The organism is Nocardioides sp. CPCC 206348 (assembly GCF_048654705.1).
In the GTDB taxonomy this organism is placed as follows: domain Bacteria; phylum Actinomycetota; class Actinomycetes; order Propionibacteriales; family Nocardioidaceae; genus Nocardioides.
Map to the genome: position 1 here is coordinate 269 of NZ_JBMCZA010000126.1, position 803 is coordinate 1,071.

At 69.4% G+C, this 803-nt stretch carries 1 protein-coding gene; it reads left to right on the top strand.

From position 1 onward, the window contains the following. A partial coding sequence (locus ACOADB_RS07370) for a phytoene desaturase family protein (RefSeq protein ID WP_378597317.1) occupies window positions 1–451 on the top strand: 451 nt, incomplete at its 5' end. Window positions 452–803 lie beyond the last annotated feature (352 nt).

The following is an 803-nucleotide window of genomic DNA, read 5'->3' on the forward strand; positions in this document are numbered from 1 at the left end:
CGCCCGGGGCGTGCTGCCCGAACGTCCCTTCGTCCTGGTCGGCCAGCAGTGGCTCGCCGATCCGTCCCGTTCCGTCGGCGACACCCACCCCCTCTACTCCTACGCCCACGTCCCCGCGGGCTACGACGGACCCGACGACGTGGTGACCGAGGCGATCATCGCCCGCATCGAGGAGCACGCCCCGGGCTTCCGTGACCGGATCCTGGCCACCCACGTCCGCTCGGCAGCGGGCATGGCGCAGCACAACGCCAACTACGTCGGCGGCGACATCACCACGGGCGCCAACGACGCGCGACAGCTCGTCTTCCGGCCGCGGGCCGGCCTGTCGCCGTACTCCACCGGGGTGGAGGGGGTCTATCTCTGCTCCGCCGCCACCCCGCCCGGCGCGGGCGCCCACGGCATGTGCGGACACCTCGCAGCCCGCAAGGCGCTGGCCGACCTGGGGCGCTGAGACACAAATCACTCGCACGCACAGTTAAATCTGCGCAATCCCTACAAATTCAGGACATGGTCCCGGTCAGGCTCACCTACGTTGTGTCCGGGACTGGTTGCGGGGGGCGCAACCAGAGGGTGGAGTTCTCGGACGGCCGCGCAGGGACGCGTGGGCCAGCCACTCCGCGTCGCGTTCTTCCGAACCGATTCCTGGTTGTTGTACGACGAGGTCGCGAACCAACGCGCCCGAAAACGTGGGGACACACGATGCTTGATTCTTCGCGCCCTTTGCGGCGCCCGCTCATGCGTGGAGGCCGGTTCGCGCTGGTCGTACCGACCGCGCTCCTGGCCATCACGGCGATGGTCTCGCC